Annotated in this window: 14 protein-coding genes and 1 pseudogene; 10 read left to right on the forward strand and 5 right to left on the reverse strand. The window is 61.6% G+C overall.

Features of this window, described 5'->3' with window-relative positions; all coding sequences use genetic code 11:
• Positions 1-137 precede the first annotated feature (137 nt).
• On the reverse strand, positions 138-1,430 hold the full coding sequence (locus ACH2DG_RS09540) for a solute carrier family 23 protein (protein ID WP_395025733.1): 1,293 nt from the start codon (positions 1,428-1,430) through the stop codon (positions 138-140).
• 315 nt (positions 1,431-1,745) lie between these two features.
• Here ACH2DG_RS09540 and ACH2DG_RS09545 point away from each other — a divergent pair.
• The 7 genes and pseudogenes from ACH2DG_RS09545 to minE all read left to right on the forward strand — a co-directional run.
• Positions 1,746-1,940: pseudogene (locus tag ACH2DG_RS09545) on the forward strand (zinc ribbon domain-containing protein); the annotation flags it as partial.
• A 69-nt stretch (positions 1,941-2,009) separates the two neighbouring features.
• Positions 2,010-2,735 carry a hypothetical protein gene (locus ACH2DG_RS09550; protein WP_395025819.1) on the forward strand — a complete coding sequence of 242 codons (726 nt, stop codon included), beginning with the start codon at positions 2,010-2,012 and terminating at the stop codon, positions 2,733-2,735.
• Positions 2,736-2,755: 20 nt separating this feature from the next.
• A complete protein-coding gene (locus ACH2DG_RS09555; RefSeq protein WP_395025734.1) occupies positions 2,756-3,391 on the forward strand; it encodes a hypothetical protein in 636 nt (211 codons plus the stop codon).
• 133 nt (positions 3,392-3,524) lie between these two features.
• Positions 3,525-5,027, forward strand: a complete 1,503-nt coding sequence (locus ACH2DG_RS09560) for a hypothetical protein (RefSeq protein WP_395025736.1) — start codon at positions 3,525-3,527, stop codon at positions 5,025-5,027.
• A gap of 218 nt (positions 5,028-5,245) precedes the next feature.
• The gene (gene minC / locus ACH2DG_RS09565; protein ID WP_395025737.1) at positions 5,246-5,989 is read left to right on the forward strand and encodes a septum site-determining protein MinC; all 744 of its coding nucleotides are present in this window, start codon (positions 5,246-5,248) and stop codon (positions 5,987-5,989) included.
• 78 nt (positions 5,990-6,067) lie between these two features.
• On the forward strand, positions 6,068-6,880 hold the full coding sequence (gene minD / locus ACH2DG_RS09570; RefSeq protein ID WP_395025739.1) for a septum site-determining protein MinD: 813 nt from the start codon (positions 6,068-6,070) through the stop codon (positions 6,878-6,880).
• A gap of 5 nt (positions 6,881-6,885) precedes the next feature.
• Positions 6,886-7,146 carry a cell division topological specificity factor MinE gene (gene minE, locus ACH2DG_RS09575; protein WP_184705154.1) on the forward strand — a complete coding sequence of 87 codons (261 nt, stop codon included), beginning with the start codon at positions 6,886-6,888 and terminating at the stop codon, positions 7,144-7,146.
• Between the two features lie 156 nt (positions 7,147-7,302).
• Here minE and ACH2DG_RS09580 read toward each other — a convergent pair whose 3' ends face one another.
• Genes ACH2DG_RS09580 through ACH2DG_RS09595 form a run of 4 tightly spaced genes read right to left on the reverse strand, consistent with a single transcriptional unit; the run spans position 7,303 to position 10,560 of the window.
• Positions 7,303-7,758 (reverse strand): PaaI family thioesterase, encoded by a 456-nt coding sequence (locus tag ACH2DG_RS09580; protein WP_233464304.1) that lies wholly within the window; start codon positions 7,756-7,758, stop codon positions 7,303-7,305.
• Positions 7,759-7,807: 49 nt separating this feature from the next.
• Positions 7,808-8,968, reverse strand: coding sequence for an acyl-CoA dehydrogenase family protein (locus ACH2DG_RS09585; RefSeq protein ID WP_395025740.1), 1,161 nt, complete (start codon positions 8,966-8,968; stop codon positions 7,808-7,810).
• Between the two features lie 13 nt (positions 8,969-8,981).
• Positions 8,982-10,175, reverse strand: coding sequence for a thiolase (locus ACH2DG_RS09590; RefSeq protein ID WP_395025741.1), 1,194 nt, complete (start codon positions 10,173-10,175; stop codon positions 8,982-8,984).
• A 19-nt stretch (positions 10,176-10,194) separates the two neighbouring features.
• Positions 10,195-10,560 (reverse strand): Zn-ribbon domain-containing OB-fold protein, encoded by a 366-nt coding sequence (locus tag ACH2DG_RS09595; protein WP_224150885.1) that lies wholly within the window; start codon positions 10,558-10,560, stop codon positions 10,195-10,197.
• Positions 10,561-10,827: 267 nt separating this feature from the next.
• Here ACH2DG_RS09595 and ACH2DG_RS09600 point away from each other — a divergent pair, with 267 nt between their 5' ends.
• The 3 genes from ACH2DG_RS09600 (at position 10,828) to ACH2DG_RS09610 (ending at position 14,812) form a co-directional block, all read left to right on the forward strand.
• Positions 10,828-12,030, forward strand: coding sequence for an ABC transporter substrate-binding protein (locus ACH2DG_RS09600; protein WP_395025744.1), 1,203 nt, complete (start codon positions 10,828-10,830; stop codon positions 12,028-12,030).
• A 42-nt stretch (positions 12,031-12,072) separates the two neighbouring features.
• Positions 12,073-13,290 (forward strand): ABC transporter substrate-binding protein, encoded by a 1,218-nt coding sequence (locus ACH2DG_RS09605; protein WP_395025746.1) that lies wholly within the window; start codon positions 12,073-12,075, stop codon positions 13,288-13,290.
• Positions 13,291-13,372: 82 nt separating this feature from the next.
• Positions 13,373-14,812: an NAD-dependent succinate-semialdehyde dehydrogenase gene (locus tag ACH2DG_RS09610; RefSeq protein ID WP_395025747.1), complete on the forward strand. Its 1,440-nt coding sequence runs from the start codon at positions 13,373-13,375 to the stop codon at positions 14,810-14,812.
• Positions 14,813-14,836: the final 24 nt, after the last annotated feature.

Raw genomic sequence — 14,836 nt, forward strand, 5'->3', positions numbered from 1 at the left:
GCGGTAACTGGGGTGTGGCGATAGCTGCCTGCCTTGCTTGGCCGCAGCCTCGGCGATGCTCGATCCGTGCATTCCAAAAAAAGAAGCCCGGGCATGGCCGGGCTTGCTGGAAGACGAATGCATGGAGCGGTGCAGTATCAGCGCTTGCTTCCCAGATTGAACAATTGGTAGAGGATGATGGCACCAAAGGTTGCGGTACCGATACCACCCAAGGCAAAGCTGCCGAACTTGAGCGTGAAGTCACCGGTGCCGATGATCAGGGTGATGGCCGCCACGATCAGGTTCTGGTTCTGCGAGAAGTCGACCCGGTTGTCGACCCAGATCTTGGCACCCGCCACTGCAATCAGGCCAAACACCACAATCGACACGCCCCCCATGATGGGCAACGGAATAGCCTGGATGAGCGCACCGAACTTGGGCGAAAAGCCCAGCAGCAGGGCAATGACGCCGGCCACCATGAAGACGGCGGTCGAGTAGATGCGGGTGGCGGCCATCACGCCGATATTCTCTGCATAGGTGGTGACGCCGGTGCCTCCCACGCTGCCGCTGACCATGGTGGCAACACCGTCGCCGATAAAGGCACGGCCCATGTAGCGGTCCAGATCCTTGCCGGTCATGGCGGTGACGGCCTTGATATGGCCCAGGTTTTCCACCACCAGGATGATCACGACTGGAACGATCATGAAAACTGCCTGCGCGCTGAACTGCGGTGCCGCAAAGTTCGGCATACCGATCCATGCCGCATTGGCGACGCCGCTCAGGTCGACCGGCTTGCCCAGGCCCATGCCGTTGGTGAGTACGGCGTAGATGACGGATGCCGCGATCAGCCCCACCAGTATCAACAGGCGCTGCACCATGCCGCGCGTCACGACAGCCACCATGCCAACGCAGACAAAGGTCAGTGCCTGCATCCAGCTTTCGAAGTTGTTGGAGGCCATGTTCTTGATGGGCACGGCGGCCAGGTTCAAGCCGATCACCGCAACAATGGCACCCGTGACGACTGGGGGCATGAAGCGCTCGATCCAGCGCGTGCCGATGGCCTGCACCAGAAAGCCGACCAGGGTATAGACCAGACCGCAGGCCATGATGCCCCCCAAGGCCACGCCGATATTGGCATTGGCGCCGGAGCCGCCATAGCCGGTTGCCGCAATCACCACCCCGATGAAGGCAAAGCTGGAGCCCAGGTAACTGGGCACCCGCCCTCCGGTCAGTAGGAAAAAGATGAGCGTGCCCACGCCGCTCATCAAAATGGCGACATTCGGGTCAAAGCCCATCAGGATCGGCGCCAGAATGGTAGAGCCGAACATGGCGATGACATGCTGCACCCCCATGACCGAGGTCTGCGGCCAGGGCAGACGCTCATCGGGCGCGACAACATCATCGGTGCCGGGACGCACTTCGCGCCAGCGGGGGAGAAAGGATTCGGACATGGTCGATGAAGAGGCAGCCCGCTGCACAAGCCATGCCTGCACGCTGCCAGAAGTAAAAAAGGTGCTGCATCATAGTGAATTTGGCAGCACCTGTAGAGAGAGGGAAACTCTTTAAAAGCTGCAGCAAGGCATATCGTTGCGCCCGGCCGAGACCGCCTTCGCAACTGTGGATCTCCCCAGTAGCGGGCCCTGCTTTTGCCCGCATGCACGGCCACTGCTGGCATCATGCGGTCTGGGAATGGATAATGAAACTGACATTGAAAACTAATATGGTGTGCCGTTTGCAACGGCATACCGGTTTTGGAGGGCGTACCCATGGACTGTGTGCAATGCGGAGAAGAATTGCCGCCAAGTGCCAAATTCTGCAAAAAATGCGGCTGCAAGGTAGAGGCAGCTGTACCAGCTTCTGCGCCGGCAGCAGCGAGCAGAGGCAAGCCTGCTGCTTCTGCTCCGGCCTACACCACCTGTCCCGATTGCGGGGCACTGTGCAAGGGCGATGCCCGGTTTTGCGGCAAGTGCGGCTGCCGGTTTGAGCAGGCTCCCAACTTTGAAGAGGCTCGGCGAGACAACGAAGACCCTTTGTCGCCAGAAGAGGAAAAGGCCATCCTGGTATTTGGCAATGTGCAGGACAGCAGCGCGCCTGCGCCAGAACGCAATGGCGAGCGCATCGATACCAGCCCGGCCATGGTGATTGGCGGCAGCGCTGCCAGCACGGTGGCAGCCGCTCCCAGCCTGCGCACGGCTGCAACCGACGAAGGCAAGCTGGGCAATGACTGGCTGGTGACTGGCAAGGCGGCAGCGCCCGCCGCGACCGTTGTAACGGCGCCACCGGCCCAGCCGGTCGATAAGACCGTCAAACCTGTTGCCAACAGCACCCCGGAGGCCCGGCCCCGCAGAGCCGCCACGGAACGCAACCCCATGCCGCAGGCTCCAGAGGCCGGTGGTGGTGCAGGCAAGTGGATTGCCTTGGGAGGGCTGGCGCTCGCCTTGCTGGCTGGCGGTGGTGCCTGGTGGTGGAAGAGCCAGCAGCAGCGCAAGGCAGCTCCCGTGGACAAACCCGCCATCAGCGCGCCAGCTGCTGCACCGATCGAGCCTCCCCCTGCTCCGGCTGCGCTGCCTGCTGAGGCCGTACTGGCCCCGAACGAATCCATTGCCCCGCCACAGCCGGAGGCCGTGCCCGCTGCAGATGCAGTCGTCGCCGTGCCTGCAGAAGCAGTGCCTGCACCCGTGGCTGAGCCGGCGCCCGCGCGTCCTGCACCGCGCAAGCCAGCGCGCAAGCAGTCCCTGGATGATTTGTTGAATTGAAGGAGAGAGTTGTGAAGTTCATGTTCAAAATTTCCGCATTGATGTCTGCCGTGCTGCTGGCAGGCTGTGTGGCTCCGCCACAGGAAGCGGCGCCGCCAGCAACCCAAGGCGCTGTTCAGGTGGAGTGCGGCGTGGCGTCGCCTCCCGGCTGCCGGGAACCGGCTGTACCACCGGTGTTTACCGAGTGGGAGCAGAAGATGCAGGCGGAGACCACCAGCGCCGATGAATTGCGCCAACGTGCGGTGGAGGCCATGGCTGCCTTGCCCGTCAAGCAGCGCATCGGTGCGAGCGAGACGGTGACGACCGAGCAGGTTTTCAAGTCCGGCCAGGCCAATGGCACCCGCAATATCAAGGTGCTCGACTCGGTGGTGATCGATCTTCCCTGGGCTGCCAAGGCAACCCAGGAGCACAAGGATGCGATGACGGCCATCAAGGACATTGCCACGTTGATGGCTGATAACCGTGGGGGCGCCACGATTTATGTCACCGTCTCACCCCGCGACCTGCGGGCCAAGAAGGTGAACCTGAAGTCCGGCACTGCGCCCACCGAAGCCGGCAACCCGGTGGAAGTGAAGAAATCGGCCGACAAAAACGTGCCGGCAGGGATTGAGCATTTCGTGATCCAGGCCAGGCCCTGGGTCAGCACGATCAACTGACGCTCGCTTTACCTGAATGGCGGGGCGCGCACCTGTGCGGCCTGCCATGGATACAGTTCGCAGCAGCGCTGCATAGCAGGGGGCCACAGTGCGCATGGCACGGTGGCCGCTCAAGTAGAAAAAGGAGAATTGCATGTCTTCCACCAAATCCATGCTCAAGTCGATTGACTTTGGCCAATTGATGCGGGCGGCCGAGGGGCTGACGCAATGGCGCGTGCTCGGTCTGTCGTTTCTGACCTGGCTGGCCGGCGGGCTGGTGCTGATGGGCGGCCAGATGCTGGCCACCCGCATGGGCAGCGTGTTCCTGGCTTTCCTCTTTTTCGTTGCAGCCCTCATTGTGTTCTGGGCAGGTACATCGGCAGTGGGCATCCTGCTGCAGGACAAGGCCAAGGATGTGGAAGAGCGCAGCATTGCCGATGCCTTGAGGGCAGGCCTGCTGTGCGTACCCAAGTTCATCCTGTTCGGCCTGCTGGTGCTGGCATTGGTGCTGGCGCTGTGTCTGGTGGGGGCCCTGGTCTACTTCATCTGCAAGATCCCCTTCATCGGGCCGATCCTGCTGTTCTTTGCCCATCCGGCAATGGTCATCATTGCATCGGTGTTCTTCATTGCCTTGTACTGGGTGGCTGCGCCTTTGCTGGCACCAGCCATCTGGGATGGCCGCAGCCTCAAGGGCGCGGTCTCGCTGGTGGTGTCCGTGGTGCGTACACGCCTGGTGCCATTGGTGCTGATGCTGCTGGCGCTGTATGTGGTGGTCGGCATCATTGCGCTGGTGCTGTTTACCGGCTTCATGCCGGGCTTTGCATACATGACGGCCTTGGCCAGCGCCATCATCGGCCCTACCATGCTGGGAGGTTTTGGCGGCGGCGCATTTGGCCCGATGGCATTCAATGGCCATCTGGTCGCGGGCACCCTGTCCACCGTCATTCTGTTTGCAGTGCTGATGGCCCTGACCATGCAGGTCATGATCATGGGAATGAACATCATCTACCTGATGGTGACGGATGGCCTGGATGAAAAGGCTACTGAAGAAAGCCTGCAGGCCGGCATTGCCCTGGCGCGCGAAAAAGCCCGCCAGGCGCAGGACATGGCCCGTGAAGCCGCCGACAAGGTGCGCCATGCCACCCATACGGAGACACATGCTCCCCAAGCAGGAGCAGCGCCATCCGCGGGTGTGCCGGGCGCTGCTGGCCAGAACGCCAACCCGGCGGACATCTTTGCTGCAAGCCCTGCAGCAACACCGGCTGCTACCAGTGCGGCGGCTGGCCGGGGGGTTGCCGTGGCAACCACCGCCCATGTGGCAGCGCAGGCAGCGCATGCCCCGACGGCTCAAGGCTCCCAAGGTCCGGCAGTGACCCCTGTCGCCCCGGCCGCCACGGAGGCATCTGCGCCGGCGCCGCAACCAGCCAAGGCATCCGTGGAACCTGTTCCGCCGGTGCAAGCACCAGCACCTGTGGCGCCCGTCTCGCCGCCAGCCCCGGTAGCCACGCCTTCTGGCGCTGCTGTACCCGGAGCGACGTCCACGGCAACGCCAGCACAATCAGCCACCCAGGCGCCTTTGCCGCGCTGCAGCAACTGCTTTGAAGTGGTTGCCGCTGACGACATGTTCTGCGGGAACTGCGGGCACAAACTGCACTGAGCGTGTAAAACGCAGCAAGAGGCGCCTTGGCGCCTCTTTTTTTGTTCAAGTGCTGGTAATTAGCGGTAATTGACCGTGTTTGGCCTGCAGGATTGGTAAAAGAGTGTTGCCGCAATGGCGCTTTGGCCTTAAAACCGGTGGAGCGCAGCGGCGATTCGCTGCATGGCAGGTTACACTTTGCCGATTCATGTCCAGTCCATAGATCGGCTACTACATCCATGTCAGGTGAAACGACGCAGCGCAGCGGTTTTGATATGAAAAGCGCCCAGTTGCCAGTGGTCGCATTTGCGTTGCGTTCGACAGATGCCGAGCAGTTGGCGCGCGAGTTTTCGGAGCGCTTCGGCAGTGATTCGGAGCTGTTCGACAACGATCCCGTGCTGATTGACCTGGTACAGGTGCGCGACGCAGAAACGCCCATCGACTTCGAGGCGCTGACGGCCTTGCTGCGCCAGTACCGCACCATGCCGGTGGCCGTGCGTGGCGGCAATGCGCAGCAGATGCAGGCCGCCCGTGCGGCTGGCCTTACTGCCGCGCCCGAGGCGCCACCGGTGCGCGCAACTGCTGCGGAAGAGCCCGCAGTGCGCGAGGTGATCCACGAAGTGGAAGTGGTCAAGGAAGTGCAATTGCCGGCCAAGACCACCGTACGGGTGGACAAACCCATGCGCTCGGGCCAGCAGGTCTATGCGGCAGGCAGCGATGTGGTGGTCAACGCCATTGTCAGCTTTGGTGCCGAAGTGATTGCCGACGGAAATGTGCATGTGTATGGCCCGTTGCGCGGACGAGCCGTGGCCGGTGCGCGGGGTGATACGTCGGCCCGCATTTATTGCACCTGTTTTGAGCCGCAACTGGTATCGATTGCCGGTATCTACCGTACCGTTGAATCAGACTTGCCGCCGGATGTGGCAGGCAAACCTGCGATGGTGCGCCTGGATGGCGAAAGACTGCTGATTGAGCCGCTATAGGCGGCCTGGGATGGTGAGCTTTGGAGACGGCCCACCGGGCATTGAACAATTGAGGACGTAAAGAGAACGGATCAAAAGATGGCAAAAATCGTCGTTGTAACTTCCGGCAAAGGCGGAGTTGGTAAAACTACCACCAGTGCAAGCTTTGCGGCTGGTCTGGCATTGCAGGGCCACAAAACGGCCGTGATCGACTTTGACGTCGGTCTGCGCAATCTCGATCTGATCATGGGTTGCGAGCGCCGCGTGGTGTACGACCTGATCAATGTGATCCAGGGCGAGGCCAACCTGAACCAGGCATTGATCAAGGACAAGCAGCTGGAAAACCTCTACATCCTTGCGGCGTCGCAGACCCGTGACAAGGATGCGCTGACGCAGGAAGGCGTCGAGAAGATCCTCAAGGATCTGGCGGAGATGGATTTTGACTACATCGTCTGCGACTCGCCCGCCGGTATCGAAAGCGGTGCGTTGATGGCCATGCACTTTGCAGACGAAGCGCTGGTGGTGACCAACCCCGAAGTCTCATCCGTGCGCGATTCCGACCGCATCCTGGGCATGCTCAGCTCCAAGACGAAACGAGCCATCGACGGTGGCGACCCGATCAAGGAACACCTGCTCATTACCCGCTACAACCCCAACCGCGTACAGGATGGCCAGATGCTGTCGCTGGAGGATATCCAGGACATTCTGCGCATCAAGCTGATCGGGGTGATTCCCGAGTCCGAATCGGTGCTGCAGGCCTCCAACCAGGGTACGCCTGCGATCAACCTGCCTGAAACAGACGTATCGGAAGCCTACAAGGATGTGGTGTCGCGCTTTCTGGGCGAAGACAAGCCGATGCGCTTCATCGAAGCGCAAAAGCCTGGTTTCTTCAAACGCATTTTCGGGAGGTAAGTGCCATGTCCTTGCTGTCCCTGTTCCTGGGTGAAAAGAAGAAGACGGCCTCGGTTGCAAAAGAGCGCCTGCAGATCATTCTGGCGCACGAGCGCACCGGCCGCAGCAACAACCAGCCCGACTATCTGCCTGCTCTGCAAAAAGAGCTGATGGCTGTGATCGCCAAGTACGTTTCAGTCAATCCGGACGATGTCCGCGTCAATCTGGAGCGCCAGGACAACCTGGAAGTGCTGGAAGTCAAGATCGAGCTGCCGGACGCCAAGTAAGCCCGGCGCCAATAGGTCAGGTAGCCTGTGAATAAAAGAACGCGACCCAAGGGTCGCGTTTTTCATGTGGATAACGATGGTTTCAATCGCTGCCGATGTCGGATGGACAAGCGATGACGGCCTGCTTATCCACAAATCCTTGCGTTATGCACCGCCTTATGCACTGCCTTCGGAGGGCTTGTCGTAGGCATGCGCCTTCCAGTATTTGAAGGTGCCCTGCGCGGTGGCCAGAATGCGGCGCTCCGCATCATAGATGTTGGCCTGGCACGTGCACAGCGAGCGGCCCTGGTTGATGACCCAGCCTTCAGCCACCAGCGGGCCGCGCCCTGGATAGATGAAGCGCGAAGACATCTCCACCGTCACTGCGGTGCTTGATGGCGCCCCAGGCGCCAGTACGGCCGCGCGCGACATGGCTACATCCAGCAAGGTCATCAGAATGCCGCCGTGCGCCGCAGGCAGTTGGTTGCACAGGTCTTCGCGCAGATCGGGCAGGTGCACGCGCACAATACCGTCCTCAAAGTTCGGATCCTGCCTGGCACCGATGAGGCGCAGGAAAGGCACGCGGCTGTTCATGTCCTCGATGCTCATGTGCTGGCGATCTACCGTGCTCATCGGGTAGTCTCCATGCTTTGCGCCACCAAGCGCAGCTCGAACTCGCGGGTCATGCGTTGGCCCTCGCTTCGCGCACCATGTTGCGCGCAATGATGATCTGCTGAATCTGCGTGGTGCCTTCGTACAGGCGGAACAGGCGCACATCGCGGTAGAAGCGCTCGATACCGTATTCGGCCATGTAGCCCGCGCCTCCCAATATCTGCACGGCACGGTCGGCCACGCGGCCGCACATTTCGGTGGCAAACATCTTGGCGCTCGACGCCTCGGTGGACACGGTCTGGCCATCGTCACGCCGGCGGGCGGCGTCAATGGTCATGCACTCGGCGGCATACAGCTCTGCCTGGCTGTCGGCCAGCATGGCCTGCACCAGCTGAAAATCGCAAATTGGCTGGCCGAACTGCTTGCGCTCCAGCGAATACTGCAGCGCATCGCGCAGAATGCGCTTGGCGCAGCCCACGGCCACGGCGGCGATGTGGATGCGACCCTTTTCCAGCACCTTCATCGCGGTCTTGAAGCCCCGACCCTCCTGCAGGCCGATCAGGTTTGCGGCGGGCACCTTCACGTTGTCAAAGATCACGTCACAGGTGTGCGCGCCCCGCTGGCCCATCTTTTTGTCGTATTTGCCAAAACTGATGCCGGGCGTCTTTGCATCAACGATGAAGGACGACACGCCCCCCGCGCCCTTGTCGGCCGGGTTGGTGCGCGCCATCAGCGTGAACATGCCGGCGTGTGGCGCATTGGTGATGAAGCGCTTGGTGCCGTTGACAATGTAGTGGTCGCCCTGCTTGATGGCCGTGGTGCGCAGCGATGCGGCGTCCGACCCAGCTTCGGGCTCGGTCAGCGCAAACGAGGCGATCACCTCGCCGGTGGCCAGCTTGGGCAGCCACTGCGCTTTCTGCGCGTCGGAGCCATCCATCAGAATGCCTTGCGAGCCGATGCCCACGGTGGTGCCGATCACCGAGCGGAACGCGGGCGAGGTCTGGCACAGCTCCAGCAGCACGCGCACTTCCTCTTCCATCGTCAGCTCCAGGCCGCCGAACTCTTCGGGGATCGTGAGGCCGAACAGGCCCAGCTCGCGCATCTCCTGCACGATGGATTCGGGAATCTCATCGGTTTCGGCCACTTCGTTTTCGGCCGGTACCAGGCGTTCGCGCACAAAGCGGCGCACGCTGTCGAGCAGCGCTTCCAGGGTTTCGTTATCGCGGATCATGTCTGCTGTCCTGTCACAAGGTTGCGGCCGTGCCGAGGATCGCCGTGGCCTGGCTGGACAGCGTGCCGCCGTTGCCGTGGGCCAGGGCCAGCTGGGCGCCTGCGATCTGGCGTTCGCCACAATTGCCGCGCAACTGGCGCACGGCTTCGATCAATGCAAAGATGCCATACATGCCTGGATGCACGCACGACAGTCCTCCACCGTTGGTGTTGACCGGCAGGCTGCCGCCGGGAGCAATTGCGCCGCTGGCAACAAAGGCCCCCGCCTCGCCTTTCTTGACAAAGCCCAGGTCTTCCAGAAAGAGCAGGGTGTTGATCGTGAAGGCGTCATACAGCTCCACCACATCCATGTCTGCAGCCTGCAGTCCAGCCATTGCAAAGGCCTGTGCGCCCGATTGGCTGGCGGCGGTGACCGTCAGGTCGGGCATGGATGAGATCTGGCGGTTCCAGCAGGCCGTGGCATTGCCCAGCACATAGATGGGGGCGTTGGGGCCGGCCTTGGCGTCTTCGGCGCGGCTCAGCACAAAGGCGCCGGCGCCGTCGGTCACCAGGCAGCAATCGCGCACGGTGAACGGGTCTGCAATCATGCGGGCGCCCAATACCTCTTCAATGGTCAGTGGGTCGCGCATGAAGGCTTCGGGGTTCTTCTGTGCCCATTGGCGGGCCGACACCGCCACGGCAGCCAGCTGCTCGCGTGTGGTGCCGTACTGGTGCATATGGCGTGCGGCTGCCATGGCATAGGCTGCCACCGGCATCACGGGCTCGAAGGGGTGCTCGAAGGGCTGCGGATCCATGAACTTGCGTGCAGCAGTCGATTCCTTGCGGCCAAAGGCGGCAGAGCGCTGCGCGCTGCCGTAGCACACCAGCACATGCTTGCACTGGCCAGCTTCGAGCGCCATGATCGATGGCAGCAGGTGAGCGATGAAGCTCGATCCTCCCACCATGGTGCCGTTGATGTAGTTGGGGTTGATGCCCAGGTGTTCGATGACCGGCATGGGCCACATGGTGGCATTGACGCTGCAGGTCGCCAGGCCGTCGATGTCCTGCATGGTCAGGCCCGCATCGGCCACGGCGGCATGCGCGGCGCGCGCCAGCAGCATCATGTCGTCAGAGCCTGGAGCCTCGCCGCAGCCATAGGTGGCAACGCCGGTGATGGCCGCCTTGCCGCGCAGCGCGCGCAGGCCGGAGCTGGTGTGTACTTGTGCCATGTGCTTGTCCTTTTCGTTCTTATGCGGCCTTGAATACCACCAAGCCCTTGCCATTGTGCTGCACCACCTGTGCGCGCACCGCCATGCCGATCTTCACATCGGCTGGCGCCATGCCTTCGACGCGGCTCATCATGCGCGGGCCTTCGGCCAGATCGACCAGTGCCACGTTGTAGTCGCCTCCGGCCTCGGCCTTGCGGCGGATGACGGTGGTCGAGTACACCGTGCCTTGGCCGGAGGGCTGTTCCCAGGCCAGCTGGTCGCTGCCGCAATGCGGACACAGTTCGCGAGGATAGAAGATGGCCTTGTGGCAGGCCGTGCAGCGCTGGATCTGGAAGCTGCCTGCATCGAGCGCGGCCTGGTATTGGCTTGACATCGAAGGTGTCATTGCGTTGTCTTTCTCGGTATTGCGGTATCGGGCGGATGGTGGAGCATGGGCGATTTCACCCCGGCACGCAATTATTGGTTGCGGAAGAGGGGGTTTGGCGCGACTTGATCAACGCAGGCGACAACCTGAAACAGGTGCCATATCACAAACACGTTCTTAGGGTTTTCAGGGCTTTGGCTCAGGCTAAGGCACGGCTTTGCAAAGGCAAAAGCTGCTGCGCCATAAACCTCTAGCATCAGGGGCTCAATAAGAATCGGAGACAAGAACATGAGGAAAACCACACTGGGGCTGGCCGCTGCATTGGCGTGCCTTGCAGCGCATTCGCAGGGCATCTCGGGAGATGTCGTGAAGATCGCAGTGCTCAGCGACATGTCGAGCCTGTATGCCGACACGGCGGGAAAAGGTTCGGTGGAAGCCGCCAGGATGGCCATCGCCGACTTCGGCGGCACCGTGCTGGGCAAGAAGATCGAACTGGTCTCTGCCGACCACCAGAACAAGGCCGACGTGGCTGCGACCAAGGCGCGCCAGTGGTTCGACAGCGACGGTGTGGACATGGTCATGAACATGAACAACTCCGCAGTCGCCATCGCGGTCAACGGCTTGGCACGCGAGCGCAACAAGATGGTGATGAACACCGGCGCCGTCTCGACTGCGTTGACCAACGAGCACTGCGGCGCCACCCTGGTGCACTACACCTACGACACCTATGCCATGACCAACGCCGCCGTCAAGGGCGTGCTGGCGCAAGGCAAGAAGGACTGGTTCATCATCTCGGTCGACTACGCAGCGGGCAAGGCCATGGCTGCCACGGCGACGGAGTTTGTGGAAGCGGGCGGTGGCAGGATCACCGGTCAGGTGGCGCACCCGCTCAACGCCAGCGATTTTTCCTCATACGTCACGCAGGCGCAGGCATCCAAGGCGCAGGTGGTGACGCTGGCCAATGCAACCAACGACACGGTCAACACCATCAAGGCGGCGTACGACTTTGGCCTGACGAAGAACCAGGTGCTGGTGCCGCAGCTGATGTTCATCAACGACATCCATGGCCTGGGCCTCAAATACGGTCAGGGCATGACCTTCGCCACTGCTTTCTATTGGGACCGCACGCCCGAATCGCGCGCATGGGCCAAGCGTTATTTCGAACGCATGAAGAAGATGCCGTCGATGGTGCAGGCGGGCGACTATTCCGCCGTAATGACTTACCTGCAGGCCGTCAAGGAGGCCGGTACCGACGATGGGCCTGCCGTGGCGGCGCAGCTCCGGAAGATGAAGATCAACGACGCCTTCTCGCAGAACGGCTACGTGCGCGAGGATGGCCGCATGGTGCACGACATGTATGTGGTGCAGGTGAAAAAGCCTGAGGAATCGAAGGCGCCATGGGATTACTACAAGGTCGTGTCCACCATTCCCGGCGATGAGGCCTTCCGTCCGCTGTCCAAGAGCACCTGCCCGTTGGTGAAGAAATCCTGACAACAGACTGCCGATCCATTCCCTACATCAAGGAGACTAGCCATGAAACGTTTGACAGCCATCGCCGCGCTTGCGGCCTCTGTTGCCGCTGCGGCATTGCCCGTGCAGGCGCAAGGCATATCGGGTGATGTGGTGAAGATCGCGGTGCTCAGCGATATGTCCGGCCCCTATGCCGACACGGCTGGACGAGGCTCGGTCGAGGCCACGAAGATGGCGGTCGAGGATTTTGGCGGTACGGTGGCAGGCAAGAAGATCGAGGTGGTCTTTGCAGACCACCAAGGCAAGGCCGACGTGGGGGCGAGCCGCGCGCGCACCTGGTTCGACACCGAAGGTGTGGACGTGGTGGTGGACCTGAACAACTCTGCCGTCGCCATGGCGGTCTACAACCTTGCCAAGGAACGCAAAAAGCTCATCCTCACCTCGGGAGGCGCTTCGGACGCGCTGACCAGCGAGGCCTGCATTCCCACCGCCATTCACTACACCTACGATACCTATGCAATGGCCAGCGGCGTGGCACATGCCATGCTGGAAAAAGGCAAGAAGGACTGGTACATCATGGCGGTGGACTATGCCTTTGGCAAAGCAGGAGCCGAGACGGTGACCAACATCGTCGGCAAGGGCGGCGGCAAGATCGTGGGACGCACCAACTTCCCACTCAATGCCAGCGACTTCTCCTCGTTTGTATTGCAGGCGCAGGAGTCCAAGGCACCTGTCGTTACGCTGGTGAGTGCGGGCAACGACACCATCAACGCGATCAAGTCGGCCAACCAGTTCGGGCTGATGAAGAACCAGACCGTGGCGCCGCAGTTCATGTTCATCCAGGATGTGCACTCCCTCGGCCTCAAGACCGCCCAGGGCCTGACATTTGCCACCGCCTTCTACTGGGACCGCACCCCCGAGACGCGCGCCTTCTCGCAGCGCTTTTTTGAGCGCATGGGCAAGAAAACCATGCCGTCCATGGTGCATGCAGGCACATATTCTGCGGTAACCCAGTACCTGAAGGCGGTTGCAGCTATCAATTCTGATGATGGACCGGCGGTAACCAAGTACCTCAAGTCCAACAAGCTCGAAGACTTCTTCAGCCAGAACGGCCATGTGCGAGAAGATGGCCGCATGGTGCACGATCTGTACTTGGCCCAGGTCAAGTCGCCAGAGGAGTCGAAAGGCCCATGGGATTACTACAAGATCCTTGCCACCATCCCTGGCGACAAGGCCTTCCGCCCCATGGCCGATGGCAAATGCGCTCTGGTGAAGAAATAGACACAGACTTATCCACAGTATGCATCGGCCTTCGCTTCAGACAGGCCGATTCATGCACCCAAAACACCCGCAGGAGCCGACCATGTCCCATGCTTATCCACAATTGCAGCTGTTTATCAACGGCCAATGGCTGCCTACCGAGGGGCGCAAGAGCGAGCCGGTGTTCAACCCTGTGGACGAATCGGTGTTGGGCGATCTTCCCCACGCCAGCCAGGCCGATCTGCAGGCTGCATTGCAGGCGGCCAGTGCGGCCTTTGAAGGCTGGAAACGCACATCGCCGCTTGCGCGCTCGGACATCCTGCGCAAGGCTGCCAGCCTGATCCGCGAACGTGCCACCCATATTGCCACCTGCATGACGCTGGAACAGGGCAAGCCGTTGCGCGAAGCCAGGCTTGAAGTACTGGCCGCCGCCGACACCTATGACTGGTACGCCGAAGAAGGCCGCCGCAACTATGGCCGCCTGGTACCCGGCAAGACGCCTACCCAGCGCATTGCCGTGCACCATGAGCCGGTCGGTGTCTGCGCCGCCTTTGCACCGTGGAATTTTCCCGCCATCACTCCCGCTCGCAAGATCGCAGGGGCGCTGGCTGCGGGCTGTACGCTGATCCTCAAACCTGCAGAAGAAACCCCAGCCACTGCGCAGGAACTGGTGCGGGTGCTGCACGACGCTGGGCTGCCAGCGGGTGTGCTGAACATGGTGTTCGGCGTGCCAGCGGAAGTATCGGGCTACCTGCTCGACCAGCCTGAAGTTGCCAAATTCTCGTTCACTGGCTCCACTGCGGTGGGCAAGATGCTTGCCTCCCAGGCCGCACGGAGCATGAAGCGCGCCACGCTGGAGCTGGGCGGCCACGCGCCGGTCATTGTCTGGAAGGATGTCGACGTGGCCAAGGCCGCTGATGCGCTGGTTGCGGGCAAGTTCCGCAATGCGGGGCAGGTCTGCATTTCACCCACGCGCTTTTATGTGCACCGCGAGGTGTTCGACCGCTTTGTAGCGGCATTTGTGGAGCGCACAAAGCAGCTCAAGGTGGGCAATGGCCTGGAAGAGGCCAGCAACATGGGGCCCTTGGCCAACCCGCGCCGCATTGAAGCGTTGACGCGCCTGATCGCCGACGCGCAAAAGCGCGGCGCCACCTTGCATACGGGCGGCAAGCGCATGCCGGGCGCGGGCTTCTTCTGGGAGCCCACGGTGCTCAGCCATGTCGATGAAGACGCAGGCCTGATGAACGAAGAGCCGTTTGGCCCGGTGGCGCTCATCAACCCTGTGGACAAGATGGAAGAGGCACTGCGCCGCGCCAACCGCCTGCAGTATGGCCTGGCCGCCTACGCCTTCACGCAGGACAGCGGCGTGCGCCAGCAATTGGCCAACGGCGTGCAAACCGGCATGTTGGGCATCAATACCTTGAACATCTCGATGGCCGAGGCGCCATTTGGCGGCATCAAGGAAAGCGGCTGGGGATCCGAATGCGGCATCGAAGGGCTGCAAGCATATTGCAACATCAAGCTCGTGAGCGAGGACCAGTAAGCCAGCTGCTATGGGGGCGGGCCC

The organism is Comamonas odontotermitis, assembly GCF_040396735.1.
In the GTDB taxonomy this organism is placed as follows: domain Bacteria; phylum Pseudomonadota; class Gammaproteobacteria; order Burkholderiales; family Burkholderiaceae_C; genus Comamonas; species Comamonas odontotermitis_C.

Coding starts and splice junctions, on each gene's coding strand:
- ACH2DG_RS09555 (WP_395025734.1), top strand. CDS start 2,756: ATGTTCAAAATTTCCGCATTGATGTCTGCCGTGCTGCTGGCAGGCTGT.
- ACH2DG_RS09590 (WP_395025741.1), bottom strand. CDS start 10,175: ATGGCACAAGTACACACCAGCTCCGGCCTGCGCGCGCTGCGCGGCAAG.
- ACH2DG_RS09600 (WP_395025744.1), top strand. CDS start 10,828: ATGAGGAAAACCACACTGGGGCTGGCCGCTGCATTGGCGTGCCTTGCA.
- minD (WP_395025739.1), top strand. CDS start 6,068: ATGGCAAAAATCGTCGTTGTAACTTCCGGCAAAGGCGGAGTTGGTAAA.
- ACH2DG_RS09585 (WP_395025740.1), bottom strand. CDS start 8,968: ATGATCCGCGATAACGAAACCCTGGAAGCGCTGCTCGACAGCGTGCGC.
- minC (WP_395025737.1), top strand. CDS start 5,246: ATGTCAGGTGAAACGACGCAGCGCAGCGGTTTTGATATGAAAAGCGCC.
- ACH2DG_RS09560 (WP_395025736.1), top strand. CDS start 3,525: ATGTCTTCCACCAAATCCATGCTCAAGTCGATTGACTTTGGCCAATTG.
- ACH2DG_RS09595 (WP_224150885.1), bottom strand. CDS start 10,560: ATGACACCTTCGATGTCAAGCCAATACCAGGCCGCGCTCGATGCAGGC.
- ACH2DG_RS09540 (WP_395025733.1), bottom strand. CDS start 1,430: ATGTCCGAATCCTTTCTCCCCCGCTGGCGCGAAGTGCGTCCCGGCACC.
- ACH2DG_RS09605 (WP_395025746.1), top strand. CDS start 12,073: ATGAAACGTTTGACAGCCATCGCCGCGCTTGCGGCCTCTGTTGCCGCT.
- ACH2DG_RS09580 (WP_233464304.1), bottom strand. CDS start 7,758: ATGAGCACGGTAGATCGCCAGCACATGAGCATCGAGGACATGAACAGC.
- ACH2DG_RS09610 (WP_395025747.1), top strand. CDS start 13,373: ATGTCCCATGCTTATCCACAATTGCAGCTGTTTATCAACGGCCAATGG.
- minE (WP_184705154.1), top strand. CDS start 6,886: ATGTCCTTGCTGTCCCTGTTCCTGGGTGAAAAGAAGAAGACGGCCTCG.